At 55.6% G+C, this 23,936-nt stretch carries 21 protein-coding genes and 1 pseudogene; 10 read left to right on the top strand and 12 right to left on the bottom strand.

The genetic code is table 11. From position 1 onward, the window contains the following. The 3 genes and pseudogenes from B3M32_RS07195 to B3M32_RS07185 all read left to right on the top strand — a co-directional run. Positions 1 to 869, top strand: a pseudogene (locus tag B3M32_RS07195) (carbamoyl phosphate synthase large subunit); the annotation flags it as partial. Positions 870 to 1,095: 226 nt separating this feature from the next. Then, positions 1,096 to 1,923: a type III pantothenate kinase gene (locus tag B3M32_RS07190; RefSeq protein WP_290744658.1), complete on the top strand. Its 828-nt coding sequence runs from the start codon at positions 1,096 to 1,098 to the stop codon at positions 1,921 to 1,923. A 27-nt stretch (positions 1,924 to 1,950) separates the two neighbouring features. Next, positions 1,951 to 2,889 carry a UDP-glucuronic acid decarboxylase family protein gene (locus B3M32_RS07185; protein WP_290744656.1) on the top strand — a complete coding sequence of 313 codons (939 nt, stop codon included), beginning with the start codon at positions 1,951 to 1,953 and terminating at the stop codon, positions 2,887 to 2,889. On the opposite strand, the gene nth is transcribed toward B3M32_RS07185, so the two are convergent. The 6 genes from nth to B3M32_RS07155 form a co-directional block, all read right to left on the bottom strand. Continuing rightward, on the bottom strand, positions 2,886 to 3,506 hold the full coding sequence (nth, locus tag B3M32_RS07180) for an endonuclease III (protein WP_290744654.1): 621 nt from the start codon (positions 3,504 to 3,506) through the stop codon (positions 2,886 to 2,888). The genes B3M32_RS07185 and nth overlap by 4 nt on opposite strands. A 67-nt stretch (positions 3,507 to 3,573) precedes the next feature. Further along, the gene (cysE, locus tag B3M32_RS07175; protein ID WP_290744652.1) at positions 3,574 to 4,362 is read right to left on the bottom strand and encodes a serine O-acetyltransferase; all 789 of its coding nucleotides are present in this window, start codon (positions 4,360 to 4,362) and stop codon (positions 3,574 to 3,576) included. A 37-nt stretch (positions 4,363 to 4,399) separates the two neighbouring features. Beyond that, entirely contained in the window at positions 4,400 to 5,659 is a 1,260-nt protein-coding gene (locus tag B3M32_RS07170; RefSeq protein ID WP_290744650.1) for a phosphotransferase, read from the bottom strand. Positions 5,660 to 5,673: 14 nt separating this feature from the next. Beyond that, positions 5,674 to 5,991 carry a hypothetical protein gene (locus B3M32_RS07165; protein ID WP_290744647.1) on the bottom strand — a complete coding sequence of 106 codons (318 nt, stop codon included), beginning with the start codon at positions 5,989 to 5,991 and terminating at the stop codon, positions 5,674 to 5,676. Between the two features lie 54 nt (positions 5,992 to 6,045). Continuing rightward, positions 6,046 to 6,186 carry a hypothetical protein gene (locus tag B3M32_RS07160; RefSeq protein ID WP_290744645.1) on the bottom strand — a complete coding sequence of 47 codons (141 nt, stop codon included), beginning with the start codon at positions 6,184 to 6,186 and terminating at the stop codon, positions 6,046 to 6,048. Between the two features lie 235 nt (positions 6,187 to 6,421). Continuing rightward, on the bottom strand, positions 6,422 to 7,177 hold the full coding sequence (locus B3M32_RS07155) for a nitrilase-related carbon-nitrogen hydrolase (RefSeq protein WP_290744642.1): 756 nt from the start codon (positions 7,175 to 7,177) through the stop codon (positions 6,422 to 6,424). A gap of 77 nt (positions 7,178 to 7,254) precedes the next feature. Between B3M32_RS07155 and B3M32_RS07150 the strand changes: the two genes are divergently transcribed. Beyond that, positions 7,255 to 9,579 carry a hypothetical protein gene (locus B3M32_RS07150; RefSeq protein ID WP_290744640.1) on the top strand — a complete coding sequence of 775 codons (2,325 nt, stop codon included), beginning with the start codon at positions 7,255 to 7,257 and terminating at the stop codon, positions 9,577 to 9,579. Positions 9,580 to 9,682: 103 nt separating this feature from the next. After that, positions 9,683 to 10,372: a M15 family metallopeptidase gene (locus B3M32_RS07145; protein WP_290744638.1), complete on the top strand. Its 690-nt coding sequence runs from the start codon at positions 9,683 to 9,685 to the stop codon at positions 10,370 to 10,372. A 295-nt stretch (positions 10,373 to 10,667) separates the two neighbouring features. Here the strand turns inward: B3M32_RS07145 and B3M32_RS07140 are convergent, their stop codons facing one another. Further along, positions 10,668 to 11,633, bottom strand: a complete 966-nt coding sequence (locus B3M32_RS07140; protein ID WP_290744636.1) for an L-threonylcarbamoyladenylate synthase — start codon at positions 11,631 to 11,633, stop codon at positions 10,668 to 10,670. Between the two features lie 69 nt (positions 11,634 to 11,702). Further along, positions 11,703 to 14,588 carry a DUF349 domain-containing protein gene (locus B3M32_RS07135; RefSeq protein WP_290744634.1) on the bottom strand — a complete coding sequence of 962 codons (2,886 nt, stop codon included), beginning with the start codon at positions 14,586 to 14,588 and terminating at the stop codon, positions 11,703 to 11,705. A 113-nt stretch (positions 14,589 to 14,701) separates the two neighbouring features. Between B3M32_RS07135 and priA the strand changes: the two genes are divergently transcribed. Then, the gene (priA, locus tag B3M32_RS07130) at positions 14,702 to 16,771 is read left to right on the top strand and encodes a replication restart helicase PriA (RefSeq protein ID WP_290744631.1); all 2,070 of its coding nucleotides are present in this window, start codon (positions 14,702 to 14,704) and stop codon (positions 16,769 to 16,771) included. Position 16,772: 1 nt separating this feature from the next. On the opposite strand, the gene gmk is transcribed toward priA, so the two are convergent. Further along, entirely contained in the window at positions 16,773 to 17,333 is a 561-nt protein-coding gene (gmk, locus tag B3M32_RS07125) for a guanylate kinase (RefSeq protein ID WP_290744629.1), read from the bottom strand. A 36-nt stretch (positions 17,334 to 17,369) separates the two neighbouring features. On the opposite strand from gmk, the gene trpS reads away from it, so the two are divergent. Continuing rightward, positions 17,370 to 18,365: a tryptophan--tRNA ligase gene (gene trpS, locus B3M32_RS07120; RefSeq protein WP_290744626.1), complete on the top strand. Its 996-nt coding sequence runs from the start codon at positions 17,370 to 17,372 to the stop codon at positions 18,363 to 18,365. Here trpS and fliB read toward each other — a convergent pair. Then, a complete protein-coding gene (fliB, locus tag B3M32_RS07115; protein ID WP_290744624.1) occupies positions 18,362 to 19,378 on the bottom strand; it encodes a flagellin lysine-N-methylase in 1,017 nt (338 codons plus the stop codon). The genes trpS and fliB overlap by 4 nt on opposite strands. A 30-nt stretch (positions 19,379 to 19,408) precedes the next feature. Between fliB and B3M32_RS07110 the strand changes: the two genes are divergently transcribed. Further along, on the top strand, positions 19,409 to 20,209 hold the full coding sequence (locus tag B3M32_RS07110) for a hypothetical protein (protein ID WP_290744622.1): 801 nt from the start codon (positions 19,409 to 19,411) through the stop codon (positions 20,207 to 20,209). A gap of 46 nt (positions 20,210 to 20,255) precedes the next feature. Beyond that, a complete protein-coding gene (locus B3M32_RS07105; RefSeq protein ID WP_290744620.1) occupies positions 20,256 to 21,527 on the top strand; it encodes an argininosuccinate synthase in 1,272 nt (423 codons plus the stop codon). A 113-nt stretch (positions 21,528 to 21,640) separates the two neighbouring features. On the opposite strand, the gene B3M32_RS07100 is transcribed toward B3M32_RS07105, so the two are convergent. Further along, positions 21,641 to 22,171 (bottom strand): hypothetical protein, encoded by a 531-nt coding sequence (locus B3M32_RS07100; RefSeq protein WP_290744618.1) that lies wholly within the window; start codon positions 22,169 to 22,171, stop codon positions 21,641 to 21,643. Between the two features lie 89 nt (positions 22,172 to 22,260). Between B3M32_RS07100 and B3M32_RS07095 the strand changes: the two genes are divergently transcribed. Further along, the gene (locus B3M32_RS07095; protein WP_290744616.1) at positions 22,261 to 23,139 is read left to right on the top strand and encodes a DUF3078 domain-containing protein; all 879 of its coding nucleotides are present in this window, start codon (positions 22,261 to 22,263) and stop codon (positions 23,137 to 23,139) included. A gap of 164 nt (positions 23,140 to 23,303) precedes the next feature. Here B3M32_RS07095 and B3M32_RS07090 read toward each other — a convergent pair whose 3' ends face one another. Beyond that, positions 23,304 to 23,933 carry a hypothetical protein gene (locus B3M32_RS07090; protein ID WP_290744614.1) on the bottom strand — a complete coding sequence of 210 codons (630 nt, stop codon included), beginning with the start codon at positions 23,931 to 23,933 and terminating at the stop codon, positions 23,304 to 23,306. Between the last annotated feature and the right edge of the window lie 3 nt (positions 23,934 to 23,936).

Genomic DNA, 23,936 nt, shown 5'->3' with positions numbered 1-23,936 from the left:
ACTCCGCCTGCATCATCCCGCCGGTGACCATCACCAAGGAAAACCTCGCGACCATCAAGGATTATACCCGCAAGATTGCCGAAGCTCTCCACGTTTGCGGCCTCATGAACATGCAGTACGCTATCGAAGACGGCAAGGTGTTCGTCCTCGAAGCTAACCCGCGCGCAAGCCGCACGGTGCCTCTGGTCTCCAAGGTTTGTAACACGCAGATGGCCCGCCTCGCTACCCGCCTCATGCTCGGCGCGAAGCTCGAAGACCTCAAGCTCAAGGACAAGAAGTTCAACCACCACGGCGCCAAGGAAGCCGTGTTCCCCTTCGACAAGTTCCCGAAGGTGGACCCGGTTCTCGGCCCCGAAATGCGTTCCACCGGCGAAGTGCTCGGCCTCTCCGACGACTACGCCCTCGCTTACTACAAGAGCCAGGAAGCCGCAGGTTCCTTCCTCCCGAACGAAGGTGCCGTGCTGATTAGCCTCTCCGATAAGGTTAACTTGTCTGAACAGGCGATTGAAATCGGTAAGGAATTCCAGAAGCTCGGCTTCAAGATCTACGCCACCGAAGGAACCGCCAAGTTCTACGAGAAGGCCGGCGTCAAGTGCGAAGTGGTGAACAAGATTGCCGAAGGCCGCCCGAACGTCCTCGACATCATCCTGAACAAGCAGGTGAACCTCATCATCAACACGCCGTGGGCAAAGCGCGACGCCATCAAGGACGAAAGCGCCATCCGCAAGGCCGCCATCAAGTACAAGGTGCCTTACATCACGACCCTCGCCGGTGCCTACAACACCGTGAAGGGCATCGCCGCCGCTCGCAACGGCCACGGTGCTGTTAAATCTCTTCAGGAATATCACGCTTCTATTGAAGAGATTTAACTGAAGAGTCTGCAGGAGTAGCGTGCAAGGCGAATGCCGCGACAGAGAGCTTGCTCTCTGGCATGGCTGAGCCGAAGCCGCTGACGCCGTAGGCGTCAATATCACGCGAGCATCGAAGAGATTTAACTGAATTCCAGACTGACATTGGATATTTAAAAAGGTATTCCCCCGTGGAGTACCTTTTATCAATGGTGCGGATATAATTTTATTGGTATATTTGCCTTGTATGAAGAAAACATTGAAAGAAACTGAGCCTTTCAGTTTTGTTGTCGATGTGGGCAACTCCCACACGGTACTCGGTATTTTCAAGGGAGACAAGGTTGTTGACCATTGGCGACTGACCACCCGCAAGGAAACGACTAGCGACGAGGTGATGAACCGCATTGGCGGTCTCGTACGCTTCTCCGAAATCAAGCCCTCGGCGATTACGCACGTGGGTCTCTCGACTGTGGTTCCCGCGCTCGAACGTCCGTGGATCAAGGCCCTCCAGACATTGCTCAAGCGCCCGGTGCAGGTGGTGAGTTCCAAGAACTGCCTGGGATGCCCGATTGCCTACCCGAACCCGGCGACCCTGGGCGCCGACCGTCTCTGCAACGTGATAGCGCTGCGCGACCGCGGCTACAAGGATGCCATCGTAGTGGACATGGGTACGGCTACGACTTTTGACGTGATGAAGGACGGCGGATTTGCCGGCGGTATAATCATCCCCGGAATCAGTGCTAGCCTGGACGTGCTGACGGAGAAGGCGGCACGCCTGATGCCGGTAAGCATCGAATGGCCGGACCATGTCATTGCGAACAATACCGATGACGCTATCCGTGCGGGCCTTTTGTACGGGTTCATGGCGGAACTCGAAACCCTTGTCGGGAAAATCAAGGCCGAGATGGGCAAGAAGAAGGTTCCCGTTTTTGCAACGGGCGGTTGGGGCCGGATGGTCATGGGACACAGCAAGGTGATTGATACCTACGACCCGTACTTGACCTTGAACGGGGTCCGTCTAGTGGCTCTCCGCGGTAACGGTGCCGCCGAACTGGAGAAGGACTCGGATGAATAAAGCTATTCTTTCGTCTAGGAGGAACCGATGCGTTGCTTAGTTACTGGTGGTGCAGGATTTCTGGGAAGTCACCTGTGTGAACGTCTGCTGAACGACGGCCACGAAGTGATTTGCCTCGACAACTATTTTACGGGCCGCATGGCGAACGTTGCGCACCTGCGTGACAACAAGAGCTTCGAATTGATTCGCCACGACGTGACGGAACCGATTCTGTTGGAAGTGGATCGCATCTTCAACCTCGCATGCCCCGCAAGCCCCATCCATTACCAGTTCAACCCGGTAAAGACCATCAAGACGAGCGTGATGGGCGCTATCAACATGCTCGGCATGGCGAAACGCGTGAAGGCCCGCATATTGCAGGCGTCTACGAGCGAGGTCTACGGCGACCCGGCAGTGCACCCGCAAACGGAAGACTACTGGGGAAACGTGAACCCGATCGGTATCCGCAGCTGCTATGACGAAGGCAAGCGCGTCGCCGAGACGCTCTTCATGGATTACCACAGACAAAATAACGTGGATATCCGTATCGTGCGTATTTTCAATACGTACGGTCCGCGCATGTTGCCCAACGACGGCCGCGTGGTCAGCAACTTTATTGTGCAGGCGCTCAAGGGTGAAGACCTCACGATTTACGGTGACGGCAGCCAGACGCGCAGTTTCTGCTATGTGGACGACCTCATCGAAGGTTTCGTGCGCATGATGAACCAGGACAAGATTATCGGCCCCGTGAACATCGGGAACCCCGGTGAATTCACGATGCTTGAACTTGCGAAGGAAGTTTTAGACCTGACGGGTTCCAAGAGCAAGATCGTGTACAAGCCGCTGCCCGGTGATGACCCGAAGATGCGTCGCCCGAATATCGACCTCGCCAAGTCTGCACTCGGCTGGGAACCGACAATCCCGCTGCGCCAGGGTCTCGAGAAGACGATTGTCTACTTCGAGGAACTGCTCAAGGGCAACGACTAGCGCCCCGCGACGCTGCAAATCGGACATTCCTCGGGCTTGTGCCCGCGGGCCTTGCAGTATGTGCGCCCGAAGTAGATAATCTGCAGGTGGCGTTTTTCCCATTCGTTTTCGGGGAAGATTTTTTTCAGGTCCTTCTCCGTCTGCTCCACGGAACTGCCGTCGCTTAGTCCCCAGCGCATTGCGAGCCTGTGGATGTGCGTGTCGACGGGGAAGGCGGGAATCTTGAAGATATGGCTCATTACGACACTGGCCGTCTTGTGTCCCACGCCGGGCAATGCTTCAAGTTCTTCGAACGTTTGCGGAACATTGCCGTCGAACTTTTCGACGAGTTCCCTTGAAAGGTTGTAGATGTTCACGCTTTTGGTGTTGAAGAATCCGCACGGCTTGATGATTTCGGCGATGCGGTCTACGCCGAGCTTGACCATCTTTTTCGGGGTGTCTGCCTTCTTGAACAGAACCTTGGTCACCTGGTTTACGCGGATGTCGGTACATTGTGCGCTGAGGACAACGGCCACGAGCATCGTATAGGCGCTGGTGTAGTCCAGCGGTATGGGCGGGTTCGGGAAAAGTTCGTCCAGCTTTTCGCCGATAAACTTGATTTTTTCAGTTTTTTTCATGTCTGCGCCTCCTTTCGTCTTTCGTCTGTAGCGAGCCGCATTGCGGCGCAGCGTTCTTTCGTCTGTTCTAGTCGCAGTCGCGCGTGAAGTCCTGCTGCATGTTGAAACTCGGCGTTTCGTCGGTCGGGTGGCCGACTTCGACGGCGGGGACGCCCGCATACGTCGTGTGCGGAGGCACGTCGCCGAGCACTACGGCTCCTGCGCCAATCTTGGCGCAGTCTCCGATATGGATGTTGCCGAGCAGCTGGGCGTGTGCACCGAGCATCACGCCGTTGCCGATTTTCGGGTGACGGTCGCCGACTTCGTTGCCGGTACCGCCGAGTGTCACGCCGTGCAAGAAGCTCACGTTGTTCCCCACGACGGCCGTTTCACCGATGACGATGTTCGTCGCATGGTCGATCAGGAGCCCGTGACCGATTTTTGCGGCCGGATGGATGTCCATGCCGAACTTGCGGCTGATGATGCTCTGGAGCATCTTGGCGGGGAAGGACCGCCCTTCTTCCCATAGGATATGGGCGGCACGGTAGGCCTGCAGTCCCTGGAAGCCCTTGAAGAACAGGAGCGGTTCGAGGTGGCTGGTGCAGGCGGCGTCGCGGAGCACCGTCGCCTTGAGGTCCTTGGCGGCCCAGAGCAAAAGGTCTGGGTACTTCTTGTAGATTTCGCGGAACATCTTTTCAAGTTCTTCGCGGTTGATAATCTCTCCGGCCAGCTGACAGGCGAGGGTAACGCCGAGCATATCCGCAAAATCCTTGCGGTTGAGTACCTGTTCCTCGAGCATCAGCTTGGAGAGCGGTTCTTTTTCGACTTGGGCTTTCGCCTCGTCGCGGAGCAACTTTTCCATTTCTTCGACTGTCATAGCGGCTGCAAATATAGAAATTTGTGGTGTCGGCGGCCTAGCCGGCGTATTCGAGGAGCGCTGTCGCCGGGATGCGGAACCACCCGGGCCTGAATTCGAGTTCGTAGCAGGCTTCGTAGACCGCCTTGGCGATGGCGTAGGGGGCGCAGGCTTTCTGCAGTTCGGCCACGGTGGTTCCGGAGCGCCGCGCGTAGCCTTCCAGGAAGGCGCTCTCGCAGCCGCCGTAGCTGTCGCTTGCCCCGTTGGCGGAACCGGCTACGCGGCAGGCGCTCGCGTAGCTGAAGCTACGCAGCATCCCGGCGACGTCGACGAGAGGCGAACGCTTTGCCCTGCGGTAGTCGAGCGTACGGGATGGCTCGCCTTCGAAATCGAGAATCTTGAATGCCGGCGCACTATCTGCGGCGTTTGCGAACGGGGATACCAAAACTTGTCCCAGGTGATAGTCCCCGTGGACGCGCTGCGGTGCGAACAGGTCCGTTGCGGCGTTGTCGAAGGCTTTTGACGCAAGTGCGCGGAGGGATGTCAATTTCGATGCGATTTTTTCCATGAGTTCGCGGGTGGAATCGTCTGCCGCCGGGTGGCGCAGCAGGTTTTCCAGCTTGTCGAAGGGGATTTCTACGGAGTGGCCGCATGTTCCGGGCATGTCTTTCAGGGCGGCATGCATCCTTGCCGTGGCTTCTCCCAGGGCTTTTGCGGTTTGCACGGGCGAATATGCCGGTTCCCCTTGAGTGAATACCTTCCACGCGTCACGGGCGCCCTGTACATGGCCTTCGAGGATTCCCAACGTGTATTGTTCGCCGGAGTCGGCGACATAGCGGCATGAGCCGTAGTATTCCGGGATGTCCCCGAATCCCGCATTCTTCAGGTGCGAAAGGATCTCCGCTTCGGGATGGATTCCCGCTTGCAGACGGCGGTAAAGCTTGAAGAAGAACTTTCCGGGATTGACGAACGAGGAATTGCTCTGTTCCGCATCGACAGGCGCTATGGAACGCAGCGCGTTTGCGAAGGGATTTTGCCCGTTCGGGGCGGGAGACTCGAAAACGAATTGCCCTTTTTGGCCGCGGAACATAACTGTCCCGGATTCGCTCCCGAATCCGGCTTCGAGAATTTGGCCGATGCCGTTTTCGCTTTCGACTGTGGCATAAAGTTCGGGGGCGTGGCCGTCGGCGAAGGAAACCTGGATTACGGAAAGGGTGTTGCCCGCGATTTTGGAGCGGTCGAAATCCTCGATATGGGCAATCGGGAGGTCCTTGCCCATGAACCAGCGTTTTTGGGCGATATCCTGCATGCTTTCCATGTAGAGAATATTAGCTATTTTCGCGCAGACAGTGCGGAAAAATACCCCTGCTTGCGCAGGGTGGCGAGAACCTTGAGCTTGTTTTCCAGGGGCTCGCTGCCGATGCCGTCCAGTACGAATTGCGGAACGCGCTTGACGGGTCTGAATTGCGGGGGAACGTCGGAGTAGTCGGCGAGTTGCCAGGCGACGAGCATCTTGGAAATGAAATCATCCCATGGGAAGATGTCCTTGGGCTCGAGATAGAAGCGGGCGGGCTTTTGGCCGTCACGGGCATCGAGCAGGAGCGAACCGTCCTTGAAACATGAAAAAAGCGCGGCCTGCCGTTTCTTCATTTTCGTGGCAGACTGCGCTGGGATATCTAGAATGAGTTGCACTTGAACTACGCCTTACGCAGCGAGAAGTTCACGCTGGATTTGCGCATACTGGTAATGAGAAATCGCGGTGATTCTCAGAATAAGATCCTGCGTAATGCCGGCTCTGATGAGAGCTCTAGCGTAGTTGAGCTTGTTCATGTCCGGTGTCGTCATGGTAACCCCTTATACTTGACTTTAATACTCCCTTCTTTTATAAAAAGTAGATTTTTTTTTGTGCAAAAGCATGTTTTTTTTTAACATAGCTGTTAAGTGTTGAGTTGCTCACAAAGGGATATTTTGTGGATAAGTAGTTATTTTGTTGATGAATATAGTTTTACGCATAAAAGCGGAAAAAGCATATGGATTGACTCCAAAAATGCGTGTGATTAATATCACTCGATTGGAAGGTTTACTGGCGGAATAACGGAAAATCCGATCGACACTTGTTCACGGAATTGATGTCGATTTCTCCGCTTACGACGTATTCCTTGCCTGCGTCAGCTTGTACAATTACGTTGCCGAGCGGGTCTATAATCCGGGAATCTCCGGTATACAGGCCGTCTGTGCTGACGCAGTTGACTGCGGCGACGTACGCTTGATTCTCAATGGCCCGCGCCTTGAGTAGGGCTTCCCAGTGGTCCTTGCGCTTGGCGGGCCATGCGGCATGCACCGTAAAGAGCTGCGCTCCCTGCAGTGTTGCATCGCGGTACTGTTCCGGGAACCTCAAGTCGAAACAGATGGTTGTTGAAACGCAAAAATCCCTGATTTTGAACAGACTAATTTCACGGCCTGCAGTGAAGGTCTCCAGCTCCGGGAAGAAAAGATGGTTCTTGTCGTAGCCCGCTGTTTCGCACGTCTTGCCGGGAGCGTATATGCCGACGTGGTTCGTCACTCCCGCCTCTTGACGGCGCATGCCGCCTCCGCATACGAAACAGTTCGTGTCGTCAGAAAGTTTCTGCAGGAACTCCGGAGTATCCGGCCGCGCGTTTTCCTGGCTCAGCTGTTTTGCCAGCTGGGGAACGTATCCGGTATCGAACATTTCCGGGAGCAGTACGAGGGATTGCGGAGCAGGGGAGGCCTCAAGGACCATTTCCCGAGCCTTGGAGAAATTTTTTTCTTTTTCTCCCGCGAGCGAACCCATCTGTACCAGGTATACTTTTAGCATGGTTTAAATCTAGTATATTCTTTTTGAAGCGTTAGTTTTCTAAATTATTGTATATGAGTTCCCGTATTTTATGGTTTGTGGCATTGTTTGCTTTGTCGGCTTTTGCGGCGACGCCTACGGATATTGTGGGTGTCGTGCTGGAATCGGAGTCCGATTTGCCCCTGGATGGGGCGACGATTACGTACCGTTCCGGCAAGGCTCTTGGAAAGACGAATGCAGACGGCCGTTTTGAACTGACTGTGGAATCGAAGAACGCCGTCCTGGTTTTCTACAAGGAAGGCTTTGACAGCGTTGTCGTGGAACTTCAGGATTTTGCCGATTTGCGTGATATGGTGGTGACCCTTTCCAGCAACCTGCGTGATTTGGGTTCCAGCACGGTTATCGGAGGTGGCGAGCCCGAAAAATGGGTGCCGGAACGCACGGTTTCCGTGGACAAGCTGGAAGATGCTGCCGGCATGCGTTTCGACTTGACGGAACACCTGAGCCAGATGCCCGGTATTTCGGGACAGAAGGATTTTAGCAGCGCTCTTTACTACGAAGGCTCCCGAGCGGGGGATGTGGCGTACCACCTGGGTCGCTTGCGTATCCCGAACATGCGCCACCTGGATGTAGGATTTCCCGGAAACCTCTCCGTGGTCAATCCGCATATCTTGAGCGGTATCGAGATTCACGACCATTACGGCAACGGCCCTATCGGGCAGGGACTTGCCACCTCGGTTCAGTACATCCCGGAACAGACGGACGGCAAATGGGGCCTGAAGGGCGCCGCGGGCCTTACGGTGCAAGAAGTTGTGCTGGACGCCCCGTTCTTTATCTGGGATAGTTTCCGTTTTGCGTTCCGCAGGCTTGACGAAGAAATGCTCAAGAACCTGGGCGAGAAGTTCTTTACGGAATTCAAGAAACGCGATGGCGACTGCACGGAAGATTGCCGTGTGAAATCCTCCGACCCGTTCGACCTTTCTGCGTTCGATGTCTATGCCCAGCTGAACGGTTCGGATTCCATGGGCAACACGTGGGCGTTGAGGACTTTGTACAGCTCCGACGAATATTCCATCAAGCAGGATACATCCACCTCTTATGACCAGGTGAATTCCATCGATATCATTGAAGGCGAACAGACGTACCTGGTGGTTGGCGCCGAATATGCGAGCAAGTTCGGGACAAGCGCCCATGCGGGATTTGTCCGTGAACACCAGGGAGATACGCTTCGCGACACGACCGGGTTCCGCAATACGGCAAGCACCAAGGAAGGCGCGGCCTTTATTGACGGTTACGATTACACGCATACGACGATTAGCGGTGGCCTCGACAAGGATTTCAAGGGGAGTATTCTCGGATCTAGGCTGAGCGGTGCCATCTTGTACGAACAGCATTTCGTGGAACGCGACTATCCTGAATTCGGCGGGACGATTTCGGACGACTACAAGACGGGCGTCCTTTCCGGAACGGGCCGCTTTGACTGGAAGCAGGATTATTCCGAATACATCCTTTCTGTGGGTGGCGTGGCCGACGCTGTCGATCACAAGGCCCAGCCGACGGCTTCCGTGGATATGGAACGCAATCTTTCCAAGAAGGATTCCGCCTACTGGAGACTTTTCGGAAACATCGCCTACCGCAGCGACTGGAAACCGTTCTATGACGCCGGCGACCTGACCGGCCGTCTCGAAACGGGAACCTCGGGCAAGGCGGGTTTCGGTTACCGTTCCAAGTATTTTGACGGACAGGCTAGCGGCTTCGGACGCTACTACTTCGATCCGCTTTTGCCTATGCCCAAGGCCTATGCCCAATACAAAGACGTGACGGGCGTGGACTATGCGTGGGTGATGGGCGCGAACGCCAAGATGGAATGGAAAACGTCGCACCATTTCTCGATGTCTACGAACGTGAGTTCTGTCTACGGTGAATACGAACTGGACGGCTCCGGCTCGTTGCCGTGGGAAGCGAATTCCCGGCTGGACGTGATTTCCCATTTCCGCTACTACCCGCGCAAGGATTCCCTGATTTCGGTAATTCTCACGCACCATGCGGCCTGGCATCGTCCCCTGTATTATTACCAGATTATGCCGTCGGTTCCTTCGACGCAAGAAAACGGGACGCGCTGCCTTAGGGATTACAACGAGTTCACGGACCTGTTCCGTACGGATATCCGCGTGAATCTGGACCTGCACCGTGACAAGGGCTTGTTCCGCGATGCCCGATTCTACCTGGAACTTGACAACTTCCTCGCGAAACTGGATGTAGACGCGCTGAAGTTCCTCGGTTCGCAGAATGCCCGTGAACGCTCCTGGGTGTCCGAGGATAACGACGGGAAGTCCGACAACGGGTTCAACCTGGTTCCCTTCATGGCGAAGGGCATGGGACTCTACCTGCAGTTCGGTGTCGAAGTCCAGCTAGGACTTTAATTAGACGAAAGACGAGAGACGAAAGACGAAAGATGAGAGAAAATATTCTGATGGACATCCCCGCTGTGGAGCGGGGTTCTTTCTTGTTCTTGTCGTAAGCCTATTGACGTCGTCTTTGGCGCAGGGGACAGATTCCCTTTTCGTCCCTCCGAAGCCGGCGAAACCGTTGCGGTTCTGCTTGGCGGCAAAGCAGTGGATCGATTATGCGAGTCACGATTCCAGCTTGGTCGAGATCACGCGTATGCATGGACTCCGCATGGACCTGCGCTACGGTACGTTCAATAACGTCACCGGTCATGATCTGTATTGCGGTATCCAGCGGGCTTTCTTGCATAGGGATGCCCTGCCCAAGCTCAAACGCGCCCTGGCGCTGCTTGCCAAGGAACTGCCCGGCTACAGCATTGTCGTCTTTGACGCGGCTCGGCCGATGTATGCGCAGGCCGCCCTCAAACGTACGGTGGCGGGGACTCCGTATACGAACTACGTATCTTCCGGGACGACCGGCGGGCTGCACAATTACGGCCTGGCTCTCGACATCGGCCTCGCCGACAGTGCAGGCGTCTTGCTCGACATGGGAACGGACTTTGACTCGTTCGAGAAATGCGCGGGCGAGGTGGGCGAGGCAGCCGCGCTTGAAACCGGACGCCTCACGCAGCAGCAGATTGACAACCGCAACCTGTTCCGCAATATCATGAAACGTGCGGGCTGGGTGACCCTCCCGAGCGAATGGTGGCATTTCAACGCCTATACGCGTGCGTATACCAAGGAACACTACCCGCTGTTCCCGATGTGAAGTGGGAAGTAGGAGGTAGGCAGTAGGAAGTCGGAAGTCGGAAGAGTCTTCCTTGGCTATGCGTTCGTAATAGCCGCTCGGTAACCGCGACCATCATCCCACACTTCACGTTCCCCCCATACCCCAAAGGCGCACGCGCCGAGCCCATACCCCAAGTACATCTACAAGAGTGATGGATGGGGCAATGCCCCAACCTTTGCGGCTCGGCTATAGCCATGCGAGCATGGCTTGCAGCGCTCGCCTTGCAAGGTTGTCCCCTCCGCACTGCTCGGGGGATGACTCGGTAACCACTTTTTTACGGCAGCGTCTTGATGCTGGCGCGCTTGAGGCGGTCGTTCAGGGCGATGCCGATTCCCTTGTTGGGTATCGGGTCCACGAGAATCAAGTCGTAATCGGGCGTATCCAGGTCGTGCATGTAGGCGTATAGCCTTGCGGTCGCCTCGGTCATGTCACCCGTTGCAGACAAGTTTACTGTGGCAGGAATCGCTCCGGCTTGGTTCCCGAACGCGATGCGTGCGGTATGCTCCGGCAGTTTGTAACCTGCGGGCACTTCTCCGAAGTACAGCGGCACCTGCGGGCGGTAATGCGTGTCGCACTGGCCCGGCGCCTGCATAGCCTGCCCAGGCTTGCTCGTGGATTCCTTGATGGCGACTTCGCCGAGCACCGCCTTGAACATCTCGGGCGTAATCGCCCCCGGGCGGAGCACTGTCGGCACGTCCCCGGCAAGCGAGATGATGGCGCTTTCGACTCCTACGGAGCACGGCCCGCCATCGACGATTCCCGCGATGCGGTCCGCAAGCTGTGCGGCCACGTGCTCTGCGGTCGTTGGGCTCACGTGCTTGAACAGGTTTGCGCTCGGGGCTGCAAGCGGGAGTCCCGATTCCTTGATAATCGTCTGCGCTACGGGGTGGCTCGGGAACCTTACCGCCACCGAGGGCAGCCCGCTCGTACACAGGTCGGGAATGCAGTCCTTCTTCGGGAGGATGATGGTCATCGGGCCCGGCCAGAAGGCTTCCGCCAGCCGGTATGCAGCATCGGGAATATCGCGGGCGACATTCTCCAGTTCCGCGATGTCGGCAATATGCACGATAAGCGGGTCAAACGTCGGGCGCTCCTTGGCGGCAAAAATCTTCGCGAGCGCTTCGGGGTTGTACGCGTTCCCCGCAAGCCCATAGACGGTCTCTGTCGGGATGGCGACGACCTCGCCTTCCTTGAGGAGCCTTGCGGCTTCCGAAACGCTTGTCCAAGGAGGGAATTTCATTATGGCACAAAAATAAAAAAAAGGGATAGAAATTTCTATCCCTTTAAATGCGATGCCGTGCGCAGCGCTTTATGCTTCGGCGGCAGGTTCCTTCTGTTCGTCCTTGCGGCCGAAAGCGAAAACCTTGTCGCAGGCTCCATTGAAGCGCTTCCAGATCTTGTCGGACTGGTCACGCGGAACGGCTCCGACTTCTTTCCACAGGCGACGCAGGTGCTTGACCTTGTTCATGGCTCCGCCGACAGTGGCTTCGCTCAGGTCGCTGAGGAGGTCTTCGGCCTGTTCGCAGAGCAGCACCTTCTTCTGCAGGTTGTTCTGGCGGGCCTGTTCCTGGATGTCGAGCTGGTCGCGACGGCGCGTAAAGAAGTCGTCGCAGACTTCGCGGAAGTTCTTGTACAGCAGCAGGTCGTCGACACCGCAAGAGCCGAGCGTGCGCCAATCCTTCTGGAGGTCGCGTACGGCGTCGGCCAGCTGGTTGGAGCCGGCGCTTTCTGCAAACTGCTTGACCTTCTCAATAATGTCCTGCTTCTGCTTCTTGATTTTTTCAAGCTGCTTGCGGAGGTTCTCGTCGATTTCGGCGCAGCGTCCCAGGAACTGGTTGATCGTTTCGCTGAAGCGGTCGTTGATGGCGTCGACGGATTCCTTCGGAACCATGCCGATGGTCTTCCATTCGGCTTCGATGCCCTTGACGGCTTCGATCAGTTCTGCAGTGACGTTGTTGATGTCGAGAGCTTCGAGCTTTTCGCAGAGGCTGGTCTTCTTGGCGAGATTTTCCTTTTTCGCTTCGTCCATTTCTTCGAAATGGCTACGCTTCTTTTCGAAGAAGGAGTCGCAGGCCGTGCGGAAACGCGTCCAGATTTCGTCGGACTTGCTCTTGGGGACCGAACCGACCGATTTCCATGCGTCTTGCAGCTGCTTCAGCTTGTTCGACGTAGAATTCCATTCGGTAGAATTGGAAAGCGCCTCGGCTTCTTCGCACAGCTTCACCTTCTTTTCGTAGTTGGCTTCGCGGTTGGCGTCTTCTTTCTTCTGGTTCTCTTTATGCTGGGCATAGAAGGCGTTTGTAGCCGCCTTGAAGCGGTCCATCAGGGCGGTGATGTTTTCCTTGGGAACCATGCCGATGCTCTTCCACTGTTCCTGGATTTCTTGCATGGCCTTGAACTTGTCCTTCCAGAACAGTTCAGTGTTGGCAACGAGGTCTTCGATTTTCTTGCAGAGCTCTTCCTTGCTTTCGAGGTTCTTCTTGCGTTCGGCAAGCTGTTCTTCGATAAAGGGAGCGCAGTTCTGCTTGATCTGTTCGAACAGCGTCTGGAATTTTTCCCTGAATTCGGTAAACTTGGCGGCAGATGTGGGGCCACAGTTCTTCCACTTGTTGCTGAGGTCCTTGAGCTTGTTGAGAGCGTCTTGGCTACCCGGTTCCTTTGCGAGAGCTTCCATCTCGGTGAGGATTTCGGCGCGGTCGTTCTCGTTGTGCCAGGATTCCCACTGGCGCATTTCCTGGAAGCGTTCCGTGGCGGACTTGTATTCGAGCCAAAGGTCGTGGTACTTGAACTTCTGTTCGCCGACGATGTTCTTCCATTCGTTGTAGGCGTTGCGCAGCTTGATGCTGAGTTCCTTGAAGTCCTCGTTTTCGTCGAAACCCTTGACGCGTTCGATGAGCGCCTTGAGCTTTTCGGAATTGGCTTCGAAGATCTGCTGCGCCTTGTCGTTGAACGCGCTGATTTTTTCGCTCAGCTTGTTGCGGAGGGCGTTGTAGGCCTGGAGCTGGGGGTCTTCGCCTTCGAGCAACGGCAATTTTTCCCATTCGCGTACAATCGTGTGCAGGTGCTTGGACGTCGTCTCGTTCGCGTCGGTGTCGGCGAGGGCCTGAAGGCGTTCCAGCAGTTCAGGACGGACGGATTCGTCGGAGGGATCCTTGTTTTCTTCGTCGGTGACAGGAGCTTCCTTTTTCTTGAAATCCTGGGCCTTGAAGAAAGCCTGGTTGAAACGCTTGATTTCGGCGGCGTCCATGATGGACTTGTTTTCGGCCCATTCGCCGATAATGGCGTCAATGCGTTCGGAACTGGATTCGGCTTCGCCGCTAATCAGGATGCCTTCGAGTTCGTCGAGAATTTCCGTGAGATGGCGCTTGCGGTCCTGTTTTTCGACTTCGGCCTTTTCTGCCGCGATGCGGTTGGATTCCGTCTCGTCGCAGAACTTCTTGAAGCTCTCGTAGATTTCTTCGAGCGTTGTCTGGGCAGGGCCCATGCCGAGTTCGGAGGCTTCTTTCATGAGGGCCTCGAAGCGGGGCTTCGTGGCGATGGGGTCCTTCTGGGCTGCCAGATGGTGGGCTTGCTGAATAAGGGCTTCGCGCTTGCTGATAAGGAGGGCTGCGGCCTTCTTGCCGCCGTCGGCGGCTTCTTTCTGTGCGCGGATTTTTTCGGCGGCAATCTTTCTTGCCGAAGTATGCTTGGAATTCTTGGCGATGTCGGCGAGCAACGATTCGGAGTCAATACGGTTGACGGCTTCCTTGGCGATGTCTTCCTTGGCGTCCCTGGTGGCGGCCAGGGCGAGTACGTTCGCCTTGCTGGTCCTCTTCACGAGTTCCTGGCGGAGTTCCGAGCTGGGCATCGACTTGATGAGCTCTTCGGCGTAGCGCGTATCCTTGATGGTATCGATATAGGTGATTACATCGTCGTTGGCGGGTTCGCGGAAATTCTTGAGAGTCTTGGCAATTTCTTCGAAATAGCGGTTCTCGGCGAGACGGCGGATGCCCGCTTCGCTGTCATTCTTGGAAATCTGGAGCAGTACTGGTATTTGCGTCAGTTTTTTGACGGCGGCCGTTCTCACGTCGCCACTCTCATCGGAAAGGGCAATGCGTTCGAGAGTGTCTTGCGCTTCCAGTTCCTCGATGGCCTCGAGGCGCTTTTCGGGGTTGGAATTTTGCCATTTCGGTCTAAATGTATCCAGTAAGCTCATAAGTATCTCCAAATAGGTAGACGTCCCTTGCGGGAGCGTATAACATAATCTAACTAAAAAGATTTGGAATCGTTTCGAAAAATACCGGATTATTACCTATCTTTACCCTGAAAATGGCAAAACGGATACCCAAAACGGCCGCTCCCGAGCAGATTCGGGCCAAGTTCAAGGCGGAAAGTCTTGAAACGTTTTGCGAAGTATACATCCCGCAGGCCCCATCCGAGTACACTTACGGCATTCCCGTGGATCTCCCGGAGGGTGTCGAAATCCGTCGGGGTAGCGTGGTTTGGGTTCAGTTTGCGACCCGGAAAAAGCCTGCCTTGGCTGTTGTTTCGAAGATTGTCGAACGTCCCGGCTTCGACGTGCGTTGTGTCTATCCGCATGCTTCGGGGTATGTCTTTTCCGAACGTTACATGGAAATGCTGGAATGGGTGGCCCGCTATTATGTGAGTACGCCCATGAAGGCGCTGGACGTTTTTTGGCCGTCGGATTTCGAAAAATACCTGGACGCCCTGGTTGCAAACAGGAACAGCGCCGAGCCAGGCGAGAAGAAAAGTCCGGAAACCATAAGGACTCCGGGAATCGAAATGCCGCCCCTGACAGAAGAACAGCGGGTGGCTCTCGACTCCCTCGTAGAAGACTTGACGAAGGACGGGTTCCGCGGAACGCTTTTGCACGGCGTGACCGGATCGGGCAAGACCCGCGTGTACCAGGAACTGGTCCGCGAGGCGCTGCGCCTCGGGAAGAAGGTGCTGATCCTTGTGCCGGAAATCGGGCTTACTCCGCAGACATCCAAGCGGTTCGAGGATTTTTTGCAGGAAAGCGTGCAGGTTATCCATTCTGCGCTTTCGGCGCCGAAACGCCGCGAAGCCTATGTCGCCGTATTGGAAGGCCGTGCCCGTGTCGTGTTGGGTACGCGGAGCGCCATATTGGCCCCGTTCGATTTTGACGTGGTTATCTTGGACGAAGAGCATGATTCTTCTTTCAAGCAGCAGGATCCTGCACCGCGTTACCATACCCGCGAACTGGCGTTCCATTTGGCGTACAAGCATGGAGCGTTGGTTGTTTTGGGAAGCGCGACCCCGTGCCTGGAGACGTTCTACAATGCGGGTGCGAACAAGTTAAAGACCCTGAAACTGGAAAAACGTGCTACGGCGGTCCCGCTGCCGTCGGTAAAGATCGTGAACATGACGACGGTCCGGCAACAGAAGGGAATCCTGATGTCGCCGGATTTGCGCGAAGCCCTTGTGGAATGCATTGCATCGGGCGAGCAGGCGATTGTCCTGATGAACCGCCGCGGGTATTCCAAGATCCGCGTTTGCGGAGAATGTGGAGAAACACTTTATTGCAAGCATTGCCATGTCCCGTTAGTTTATCATAAACAATACAAGTCGTTACTGTGCCATTATTGCGGAATGCTTTATCCTGTCGATACGCCTTGCCATGCCTGTGGTGCTGGAACATATGATTTTGTCGGTGGCGCTATCGAGAAGCTTGAAGAAGAAATCGCGGAATGGGTGCCCAATGCAAAAATTGTCCGCATGGACCGCGATACCACGCAGAACGTCGGCTCGGTAGAAAAAATCCTCGATGCCTTCCGCAATCGCGAATACAACATTTTGCTCGGAACGCAGATGGTGGCGAAGGGCCATGATTTCCCGGGAGTCCGCCTTGTCGGAATCGTGGGTGCCGATTCCGGTCTTGGGATGCCCGATTTCCGCAATACGGAAAGGCTGTTCCAGCTGCTGAGCCAGACGGCGGGCCGTGCCGGTCGTGCCCAGGGCGGTGGCAAGGTGATCATACAGACGCAAAAGCCGGATGAACCCGTGATGCAGTTTGCCCTGCACCATGATTTTGCCGGTTTTGCCGCCAGGGAACTGCAGGACCGCAGGGAAGCTTTCTACCCGCCTTTCTGCAAACTGGTGGAGGTTTCCTTTGGCAGCAAGAGCGAATCCTTGCTGACCGATGCGATAAAGCGGGTGGAATCGATTTGCCGTGCAGAAAAGACGTTGATGGTCCTGGGACCGGTCGATGCGTTCGTGCCTGTGGTACAAAACGTCCATTGGGCCAAGCTTTACCTGAAAACGAACGAGCTGGCTGTTGTCCGCCGTATCCTGGCGCCAATCGTAAATAGCCCGAAACCATGGGTTCCGGGCGTAGAAATCAAGATAGAGATAGAGTAGGTTATTTCTGCTTCAAGATGGAGCGGAGTTCGTCGGCGGCCTTTTGCAGGTCGTCGTTTACGATGACGTATTCGTACTTGCCCTTCGTCTTTGCAAATTCCATTTCTTTCTTGGCGTTGGCGAGGCGCAGCTGGATAACCTCCTCGGGGTCGGTGCCGCGTCCACGCAGGCGCTGTTCCAGGACTTCTTCGCTAGGCGGGAGGATTAGGATGCCTGTCGCTTCGGGATAGACCTTGTCGAAATTCACCTTGCCGAAAACGTCGAGGTCGAACAGGACCCGGTTCCCTTGTGCGAGCGTGTCTTCTACGAAACTCTTCGGGGTCCCGTAGTAGTTGCCGTGGACCAGGTTGTATTCGACCAGGGCGTCGTCCTTGATCATCTGTTCGAACTCTTCCTTGGTCTTGAAAAAGTAGTGGACTCCGTTCACTTCGCCTTCGCGCGGGGCGCGGGTCGTAGCCGAAATGGAATACTTGATATCCGGGAAATCCTTGATGACCAGGTCCTTGAGGGTGGTTTTGCCGGCGCCGCTGGCGGCACTCATGACGAAAAGCTTGTTTTTCATGGGACGAAATGTAGTAAAAGTGCTATCTTTGTGCCCATGAAAAAAATTTCCCTTACGGGCATCAAGCCCACCGGCACGCCGCATTTAGGCAACTACCTGGGCGCTATCCGCCCGGCCCTTGAACTTTCCAAGACCTACGATACGGTCTACTTTATCGCCGACTACCACGCCCTTACCACCGTGCAGAACGGTGCAGAGATGCGCGCGAACATCTACAAGATTGCGGCGACGTGGCTTGCGCTGGGACTCAACCCCGAAGAGGGCCTGTTCTACAAGCAGAGCGACATTCCCGAAATTTTCGAACTCAGCTGGGCACTCAGCTGCTTTACGCCGAAGGGATTCATGAACCGCGCCCACGCCTACAAGGACAAGGTCGCGAAGAACGAAGCCGCCGGCGAGGACCCGGATGCGAACGTGAACATGGGCCTCTACTGCTACCCGTGCCTGATGGACGCCGACATCCTGATGTTCAGCGCCGACATCGTGCCTGTGGGCAAGGACCAGAAACAGCACGTGGAATTCGCCCGCGATATCGCCATCAAGTTCAACAAGCACTTCGGTGAAGACGTGTTCACCATCCCGGAACCGGTGTTCCAGGAAACGACGGGTATCATCCCGGGTCTCGATGGCCGCAAGATGAGCAAGTCGTACGACAACGTCATCGACATCTTCCTCGAGAGCAAGGCCCTCAAGAAGAAAATCGGCAAGATCGTCACGAACTCCCAGGGCATCGAGGAACCGAAGGATCCCGAGACCTGCAACGTGTTCAAGCTGTACAAGCTGTTTGCCACTCCGGAACAGACCGAGGCGCTCGCCGCCCGCTACCGCGCCGGTGGAATGGGTTGGGGCCACGCCAAGCAGGAACTCCAGAACGTTCTCGAAGAACACCTGGGTGCCGCCCGCGAAAAGTACTTCTACCTGCTGAACCATACCGAAGAAATCGACAAGATTCTCGCGTACGGCAAGGAGAAGGCCCGCGTGAAGTCGAAGGCCATGATGGAGAAGGTCCGTTCCTTATTGGGAACGTATTAAAGGCCGAGAGCTTTTTTGAAGGCTTCGGTGCTGAACATCCTGTTCGTGACGAAGTTGTCCGCAAGGATGTTCAGGTTTTCTTCGCTATACTCAATCTGCTTGGAAAGCAGCTTGATGGCCGCGATTCGCGAATTGGCGTGCGTCGAGTCGGCGGAGAGTTCCTTGCCGAAACGTTTCAGGGTAAGCCAGAAGAAAATGGCGAGCTGCACTTTGCCCAGGCTGTCTCCGTCGAACAGGGACTTTGCGTAGTAACGGAAGAGCATGTAGGCGACAATGCGCGCCCCGTCTTCGTCAGAAAAAATGGCAGGGATGTTTTCTTGCTCGCCATGGATAATCCTGTCTAGCGCCTTGTCCCAGGCGGTCCCGAAACTTTCTCCCTTTCTCAATATGGCCGTCCACGCGTCTGTCAGGGCTTTTGGGGAAATGCCTGTGATGTCGGCGGGCTCGGCTCCGGCAACGTCTTGTACGTAGTCCAGCAGGGCGGCCAGTCGCGTGTTTAAGGGAACGCCGCTTTCGGCAAGGATACGGAACATGTTCTCGCGTTCTTGGAATATGGCGTCGCGGGCTTCACGGACTTCTTCTGGCAGGGCGTCTTCCGGATCGTCGGTCTCGCTTTCCACGAGGTTCAGGATGGGGGAGGCGTTCTCTTCGAGCAGCAGGCGGGCCGCTTCTTCGCAGCAGAGTCCGAGTCCGCGTTCTTCGATATCTCCGTAGACTTCTACAAAGCGCGGGTGCTGCGTGCAGATGGCGCACAGCGATTTTTCTCCCAGTTGCCTGTATATTTCGCAGAGTCCCCGGTTGTCCAGGAACGGGCAATGGTCTCCGGGGCCGAGTACAAAATGTCCGTCCTCAATGTTTGCATGGAGCTTCTCGCCGAATGTTCCCGTGACGGCCGCGTATCTTGCTTGTGTCTGTTCGTCGATGTCTATTTCCCATCCGATGCAGCAGGTATCGGTGCATTTGCCTGCGGTGCAGTGGAATTTTGCATAGAAATCGGGTGTACGGAGTAGCATGCGACAAAGCTAGTTATTTATATTGTGAATGTGAAAAAGGCCGTTTTATGGATTTGCTGTATGGTGCTGTCGGCGTTTGCGGCCGAAGCGTCCGAATCCGTACAGTCCCCGGATTCTTCGCAGAAGGCGGATAAGGAAGTGCAGAGCATTGCGCTCCCGCGTCAGTCCGCGTATCTGGGAAAGGGTATTTCCGTGGGTATCGCGGGCGGCGTTTTCAAGCCGTCGGGCGACTGCGACTGCCTAGGCGTATGGCAGGGACAGCTCGAGTATTATTATTCGCCATGGATCAGTGGCGGTATTGATGTCCGCTTTTTTGGAGGCGACCTGGATTCCGACGTGATGGTGCTCTATCAGCGCTACAGGATGGATGTGCGCGGACACTTCCAGTACAAGTCGTTCGACGTTTTCCTCGCACCGGTACTCGGCCTCGAGACTACCGACCTCCAGGAGTTCCGCGAGGAGTGGGACAACCGCCAGGATGAATGGTGGAAGCCGGGGATGGACCTGGATTCGGTGGTCTACCAGAAGGACTGCGAGAAGATGTTTTCGCTCGACGGGTTCTCGGGCGGTGTGGAACTCGGCGTGGGCTGGAAGTTCACACGGCTTTTCGGCGTCACGGGAGACTTCTTGTACGAATACAACTTCTCGGGAGCGCACCTGCTTACGCTTACGCCGGGTTTGGCCTTCAGCCTCAAGGATGTGTGGCCCTGGGCAAACCGCACTCTCGCCTCGCTGTGGATTTCGGTGGAGGCTTCGTTCCAGCGCTACTTCAACAGGGGGGTGCCCGACTGGGCGTCCACTGGGTTCCTGGGGCTGCAGGTCGGCATTTGAAATACTATATTTGTACCGTCTAAAATTTTCCTAAAGGACATTCAAAATGGCTAAGAAAGAATCCAAGAAAAAAGTGGTCCTCGCCTATAGCGGTGGACTCGATACCAGCATCATCATTCCCTGGCTCAAGGAAAACTACGATTGCGAAGTGATCGCTTTCGCCGCCGACCTCGGTCAGAACGACTTCCCGGACGCCAAGGCCCTCGAAGACAAGGCCCTCAAGACTGGCGCTTCCAAGTGCTACGTTCTCGACCTCAAGAAGGAATTCCTCGAAGACTACGTCTGGCCGACCGTCCGTGCCGGTGCAAAGTACGAAAGCACCTACCTCCTGGGCACCTCTTTCGCCCGTCCGCTCATCGCCAAGTACCAGGTGAAGATCGCCGAAAAGGAAGGCGCCTACGCAGTTGCCCACGGTGCTACCGGTAAGGGTAACGACCAGGTCCGTTTCGAACTGACCTACGCCGCCCTGAACCCGAAGCTCCAGATCATCGCTCCGTGGAAGGACCCGAAGTGGCACTTCCACAGCCGCGAAGACGCTATCGACTACGCTGCCGCCCACAAGATTCCGCTCAACGGCATCAGCAAGAAGAAGATTTACTCCGAAGACGGTAACCTGTGGCACCTTTCCCACGAAGGTGGCGTCCTGGAATTCCCGGAACAGGAACACAAGTACGAATTCCTCAAGCATACCGCCACGTACGAGAAGGCCCCGAACAAGGCCGACCACGTGACCATCGGCTTCGAGAAGGGCAACCCGGTTTCCATCAACGGCAAGAAGATGGGCGCCGTGGAACTCCTCGAATTCCTGAACAAGATCGGCGGCAAGAACGCTTGCGGCCTCCTCGACATCGTCGAAAACCGCCTCGTCGGCCTCAAGAGCCGCGGCGTGTACGAAACTCCGGGTGGCACGCTCCTGTACAAGGCTCACGAATGCCTTGAGCAGCTCGTGCTCGACAAGGAAACCTTGTTCGAAGCCCAGAAGATGTCTATGACCTACGCGAACCTCGTGTACAATGGCCAGTGGTTCACTCCGCTCCGCCAGGCCATGGACGCCTTCTTCGCTGAAGTCAACAAGGTCGTGACCGGTGAAGTGACGCTCAAGCTCTACAAGGGCAACATCATTCCGGCCGGCATCAAGAGCCCGTACAGCCTCTACGACATGGGCCTCGGTGGATTCACCGACGTCGACATGTACGACCAGAAGGATGCCACTGGCTTCATCCGCTGCTTTGGCCTGCCGCTCAAGACGCGCGCCCTGTTGCTCGGCAACAAGACGAACGTGGACTTCGGCAAGCCGGTCGTGCTCCCGAAGAAGTAATGAGACCGCTCGCGAAAATCTTTCAATAAAAAATCCTCGGTTCAACCGAGGATTTTTTCATTCCATACCCGACACCCCTCATCATCAATTATCAATCATCCATTATCAATTAATCAAAACTCCACCATATACCCGGCGCGCCAGTTGATGGTCGGGGCATCGTGATCCATGAAGTGGTAAATGGGGTAGCCAATCTGGGTGAAAAATCCGAACAAATGAACACGGATTTCTGCGGAGATGTCCAACACTTCGACATAATTGTACGGGTAGAGGATTATGGCCCCGTTGGCATCGTTTACGGCCTGGTGCATTTTGTTGGGGGCTTCCGCATATTCATAGCCGCCGCTGAATCCCAGGTCAATGGAAAAAGGGTGTTTCCAGAAAAACGTCCAGTCGAGACCTCCCCTTGCACCGCACCAGAAATCGTTCGGACCATTGTGCGCCCCCAGGCCTTCGACATGTAACAGGATGGATTTGTACCCTATCCCGGCGACAAGCGCCATGGGGGTGGGATTGCCGACAGAAACGCCCGTGCTGAATCTCCAGGGGGACTTTCCTGAGTCGTTGCTTTCGCTTGCGAATACGGTCGCTGCACAGCAGAAAAGGAAAACAAATAGGAATTTTAGGGGAGAAAACCGTAGCATAGGCATAATTATAGCTTTTTTTGTTATATTATTTGGCATAATTTACAACCGTGCTTATGGTTTGGACATAGGCCGCAAAGAGAGGAAAAATGATGAAAATCAAATCCGTGATCATGGCTTGCACAGCCGCTTGTGCTTTTGCCGCTCCCGCAATGGCGGAAGGTGGCATGTTCGAGGGTGCGCTTCCCGAAAACTGGACGGCTGACGTAGTTGCCGCCGTCAAGTATAACTTCTACAATTTCCACAACTGGCAGAAGGACGGAACCTCCAACTACACCTGGTTGGTGACATACGATGCCGACGTGCAGGGCAAGTGGAAAGTCGCCAACTGGCGTAACCTGGTTGATATCGACCTCGGCCAGACCTGGGTCGAGGGCTTCGGCAAGCGCAAGTCCGCCGACAGGCTCTTCTGGGAATCCATGCTCGACTTCAACATGACCGAAGTACTCAAGCCCTATGTCGGCAACCGCTTCGAAACCCAGATGATGGCGGGTTACGAATATGTCGAAGACGAAGTGACCGGCGAAGAAATCAAGATTCCGGTTTCCAGCTTCATGGACCCGGCCTACGAAACGCAGGTTGCCGGTCTTGCCTACATCCCGAACGACATGTTCAGCCAGCGCCTCGGCTTTGCTAACCGCATGACCATTTCCAATGGCTACGGCTACGCCGATGACAAGGATACCGAAAAGTTCGAGAAGTTCAAGGATGAACCGGGTCTTGAATCCATTACGGAATTCAAGTACGCGTTCTCCGACATCGTGTCCTTCAAGACCCGCCTGTGGGCTTTCTGCAACTTCGAAGGCGTCGAAAAGATTGATGGACTTTGGGAAAACCTGCTCTCCGTCATGATCGCCCCGCTTATCGAACTCCAGGTCGGCTACGACATGGCCTACGACTACGACCTCGACGAAGATGCCCAGTACAAGACGATGGTGCTCTTCGGCATTACCTGGCGCTGGTTCTAAAGAGACCGCTCGTGCTAGAATTCGAATGACAAGTACAGGGCTGGCACTCGCTCTCGCCTGCGACGACTCGTTAATACGAGTCGCCTACGGCTCACGGGAGACCGCTCTTGGATGACAACAGTCCGCAAGTGTAACGATAGCCTCCGCTTCGGCGGGGGCTTCTTTTATTCCGGCTGGCTGGCGTCGAAGGCGAGCAGGTCTGCGAGCCAGGCTTCTTTTTGTTTGCGGAGGATTTCCAGGGATTTCTCGTCGGCGCCACTGGCATCGCAGGCCTTGGCGAGCTCAGCGTATTTTTCGCGGAGCGAGGATGCTTTGGGATAGTGCGGTTCCAGGGCGGCAAGGGCGCTGTCGATGGCCTTGTCGGAATAGAGCCTGGACACCCCTTCCAGGACAAGCTTGTTGGCGGCGTTGTCGTCCCCTTCGCTGCGCTTCTTTTCTGCCTCTGCAAATTCTAGGGGAAGCGTCTTGTCGATGAACTCGCATTCTTCCACGTATAGCTTGTCGCATTCGACGTAGTTCGCCATTCTCTTGGCGAGCTCCAGCTGCCTTCCGATAAACGGACGGTATCCTTCCGCATCGAACGCGATGTTTTCCGATTCGCAGAACTCCTTGATATTCAACAAGTTACATTCGGCCGGATTGTTCAGCAGGCATTCCTTGAGAACGGCCAGTTTGTCTTTCGGGAGCAGCTTCTGGAACGAGGCCGTCTTGGCGTTGTTGGCCTTGATGCGAAGGTGGAAAATACGCAGGAGAAGGGCGAGTACGGCAATGGAAAAAAGGACGGTTGTCATCATGCG

It is taken from the genome of Fibrobacter sp. UBA4309 (assembly GCF_002395745.1).
Taxonomy (GTDB): Bacteria; Fibrobacterota; Fibrobacteria; order Fibrobacterales; family Fibrobacteraceae; genus Fibrobacter.
Note: the sequence above shows the minus strand (reverse complement) of the source record. Positions and strands in the feature narration are given on the sequence as shown.